We start from the raw sequence: 3,667 nt of genomic DNA, 5'->3' as shown, positions 1-3,667 counted from the left end.
GGGCGGCTCCGTCGCGGGGCCCGCGTCAGAGGCGGGCGGCGGCGGGCTTGCTCGCGCCGTCGAGGCGCTTGGGCGCGGCGTCGCCGAGGAAGCTCGGCTTGTGCACCTGGGCCGTGGTGACCAGGTGCTCGACGAGCTCCTCGGCGTCCAGGCGCTTCTCGATCTGGCGCAGGTCGGGGATCTTGGCGGCGGTCTCGACCTGGCGCGGGGTCAGCATGGTGCAGCAGTCCTCGTCGGGCAGCTCCGAGATGGCCAGGGTGCCGATCCTGCGGGCCTGGTCCATGATCTCGGTCTTGTCCATCCCGACGAGGGGGCGCAGGATCGGCAGGTCGACGGCGTCGTCCAGCGCGGTGAGGTTGGTCATGGTCTGGCTGGAGACCTGGCCGAGGGCGTCCCCGGTGACCAGGCACTCGGCGCCGAGGTCGTCGGCGAGGGCCTCCGCGGTCTTGAGCATCAGGCGCCGCTGGGCGACGATCTGGAGCCGTTCGATGCCGGAGCTCTTCAGCTGCTGCTGGGCCTTGCCGAAGGGGATCACGAACAGGCGCGAGCCCACCTGGTAGCGGTCCAGCTGGCGGACCAGGCTGTAGGCCTTGTAGATGGACTCCGGGCCGGTGAACGGCATCCCGGAGAAGTGCAGGAAGTCGACCTTCAGCCCGCGCCGGATCATCCGGTGCGCGGCCACGGGGGAGTCGATCCCGCCGGACATCAGCACCAGTCCGCGACCGCTCATCCCCGCGGGCAGGCCGCCCTGGCCCGGGATGCCGTCGGTGAACACGAACGCCTCGTCCTTGTCCACCTCGACGTACAGGGTGTTGTCGGGCCGCTTCAGGTTCACGGGGTAGCCGTGCGCCTCGATGACCTTGGAGCCCAGGTACCCGGCCAGCTCGGAGGAGGTCATCCCGAAGCGCTTGTCGCGGCGGCGCGCGCGCACCGCGAAGGAGCCCTGGCGGCCGGCCAGGGAGCGCACGCCGATGTCGGTGATGGCGTCCAGGTCCTTGGCCACCCGGCGGACCAGGTGCACCCACACCACGCCCATGACGTTGGCCATGCGGTCGGCGATCTCCGCGACCTCCAGGTCGGAGGCGCCGGGCTTGCGGACGATGATGACGCCCGCGCCGCGCTGCGAGAGGCGGACCTCGCCCAGGTCGCGCACGGACGCGCGGATGTTGTTGTGGAGCCGCCGTTCGAACAGCTTGCGGTTGGAGCCCTTGAGGACGATCTCGCCGAGCTTCATGAGCACGCAGAGCTCGCCCAGCCCGGCCTCGGCTCCTACCTCGGTGACGGGGAGCGGCGCGGACTCGAGCGACGCGGACATGGTGCTACCTCCGGTGAATGCCTACGGCCCGGTACGAGGTGGGAGCGTCGGCGGTGGAACCGGGTGTCCAGCGCCGCCCTCCAGTATCGAACATCCCCCCGACCGCTCGAACCGTTTTCCGACGGGGTGGGAGGGCATGCGGCGGTAAACACAGTGTTGCGGCGGTCCCGGACGCGGACGCGCCCCCTCCCCTGGGAGCTGGGAAGAGGGCGCTCACCGGCCCGGGGCCGGCGCACGTGGCCGGCGGCCGACGGGGCCGGTGGTGTCCGGGAGGCACCGGAGGTCCGTGTTCCGACGGTTCCGGCCCGTGTCGTGGGCGCTCCCGGAGCTCGCGGCGGGCCTAGCCGAAGAAGACCTCGGCCTCCTCGTAGCGCTCGGCCGGGACCGTCTTGAGGGTGTCGGTGGCCTCGGCCAGGTCGACGCGGACGATGGCGGTGCCCTGGAGGCCGACCATCTTGCCGAACGACTTGTCGTGCACGGCCTCGATGGCGTTCACACCCAGGCGGGTCGCCAGCACGCGGTCGAACGCGGTGGGGGTGCCGCCGCGCTGCACGTGCCCCAGGACCACCGAGCGCGCCTCCTTGCCGGTGCGCTTCTCGATCTCCTCGGCGAGGCGCTGGCCGATGCCGCCCAGGCGCACGTGCCCGAAGGAGTCGGTCTCGCCGGTGGCCAGCTCCATCTGGCCCTCCTTGGGGTGCGCGCCCTCCGCGACGACGATGATCGGCGCGTACTGGGTCTGGAAGCGGCTCTCGACGTGCTTGACGACGTCGTCGATGTCGAAGGGGCGCTCCGGGATGAGGATGACGTTGGCGCCGGCGGCCATGCCCGAGTGCAGGGCGATCCATCCGGCGTGGCGTCCCATGACCTCCACGACGAGGGCGCGGTGGTGCGACTCGGCCGTGGTGTGCAGGCGGTCGATCGCCTCCATGGCGATGTTCACGGCCGTGTCGAAACCGAAGGTGTAGTCGGTCGCGTTGAGGTCGTTGTCGATGGTCTTGGGCACGCCCACGACGTTGACGCCGCGGTCGTGCAGCTGGCGGGCCACGCCCAGGGTGTCCTCGCCGCCGATGGCGACCAGCGCGTCGACGCCGAGCGCGGCCATGTTGTCCTTGACGCGCTCCACACCGCCCTCGATCTTCATGAGGTTGGTGCGGGACGAGCCCAGGATGGTGCCGCCCCGGGGGAGGATGCCGCGCACGGACTCGACGTTCAGCGGAACGGTGTCGCCCTCCAGCGGTCCGCGCCAGCCGTCCCGGAAGCCGATGAACTCGTACCCGTAGTCCTTGATGCCCTTGCGGACCACGGCGCGGATGACCGCGTTCAGACCAGGGCAGTCTCCGCCACCGGTCAGCACCCCGACTCGCATACGAATTCTCCTCGACGTTGTGTGTTCCCACGGCGCGAGACGCCATATGGTCTAGACCATAGTGGGCCCGGCTCCCCGTGGCCAACCCGGGGAGGTGAACAGCCCCGGAACGCCGTCGCCGTACGCGTGGGAGCGCGACCGGAACCGGGCGGGGGCGCTGTCCGCTACTCGTCCAGGCCCTGGTCGATCGCGTACCGCACGAGCTCGACCCGGTTGTGCAGGTGCAGCTTGGTGAGGGTGTTCTGCACGTGGTTCTGCACGGTGCGGTGGGAGATGGTCAGGCGCTGGGCGATCTGCTTGTACGCCAGCCCCTTGGCCACCAGGCGCAGCACCTCGGTCTCACGCGGGGTCAGCGCGGGCGCCCGGGGCTCCCGGACGCGGTCGGACGACGACAGCCTGCGGTACTCGCCCAGCACGAGCCCGGCCAGTCCCGGGGTGTACACGGCCTCGCCGGTGTTCACGCGGCGCACCGCGTCGAGCAGCTCGTCCCGCCCCGCCGACTTGACCAGGTAGCCGGTGGCCCCGGCCTTCACGGCCGCCAGCACGTCGTCGCCGGCCCCGCTCGCGGACAGGACCAGTACCTGCGGGGGCTCGGGCATCGCGACGAGGCCCGCCGTCAGCTCGACCCCGGTCATGTCCGGCAGGTGCAGGTCCACCACCGCCAGGGTGGGACGCGCGGCCGGGGCGATGCGCAGCGCCTTGGCGCCGTCGCCCGCCGTCCCCACCACCTCGATCCCGGCCTCGCCCAGGTCGCGCGCGACCGCCTCGCGCCACATCGGGTGGTCGTCCACCACCAGTACCCGGATCTCCTCGGTCGCCATGCAGGGACCCTATCCCGACCGGGGCGGCCCCGTGCGGGCGGTTCGCGAACCCGTGCGGGACGTGTCGGCGCGGGGGCCGCACGGGTTCGCCGTCCGGGGTGCGCAACGGCGCAGGGGCGCGGGGGGCCGGCCCGCCCCCCCCGCGGCGCTGTGTTGTCGGTGGTG

At 71.9% G+C, this 3,667-nt stretch carries 3 protein-coding genes; all 3 read right to left on the bottom strand.

Annotated features, from left to right (window positions below):
* Positions 1 to 25: 25 nt before the first annotated feature.
* Complete coding sequence (gene thiI / locus ACWGL3_RS31645; protein WP_267948896.1) at positions 26 to 1,315, bottom strand: tRNA uracil 4-sulfurtransferase ThiI; 1,290 nt, start codon at positions 1,313 to 1,315, stop codon at positions 26 to 28.
* A gap of 340 nt (positions 1,316 to 1,655) precedes the next feature.
* Positions 1,656 to 2,681 (bottom strand): 6-phosphofructokinase, encoded by a 1,026-nt coding sequence (locus tag ACWGL3_RS31640; protein WP_267948897.1) that lies wholly within the window; start codon positions 2,679 to 2,681, stop codon positions 1,656 to 1,658.
* A 164-nt stretch (positions 2,682 to 2,845) separates the two neighbouring features.
* Positions 2,846 to 3,502, bottom strand: a complete 657-nt coding sequence (locus ACWGL3_RS31635; RefSeq protein WP_267948898.1) for a response regulator — start codon at positions 3,500 to 3,502, stop codon at positions 2,846 to 2,848.
* Between the last annotated feature and the right edge of the window lie 165 nt (positions 3,503 to 3,667).

Source organism: Nocardiopsis sp. NPDC055824 (assembly GCF_053616335.1).
Note: the sequence above shows the minus strand (reverse complement) of the source record. Positions and strands in the feature narration are given on the sequence as shown.

Excerpts from the sequence above, each read along its gene's own strand:
- thiI (WP_267948896.1), bottom strand. The coding sequence starts at position 1,315 with ATGTCCGCGTCGCTCGAGTCCGCGCCGCTCCCCGTCACCGAGGTAGGA.
- ACWGL3_RS31635 (WP_267948898.1), bottom strand. The coding sequence starts at position 3,502 with ATGGCGACCGAGGAGATCCGGGTACTGGTGGTGGACGACCACCCGATG.
- ACWGL3_RS31640 (WP_267948897.1), bottom strand. The coding sequence starts at position 2,681 with ATGCGAGTCGGGGTGCTGACCGGTGGCGGAGACTGCCCTGGTCTGAAC.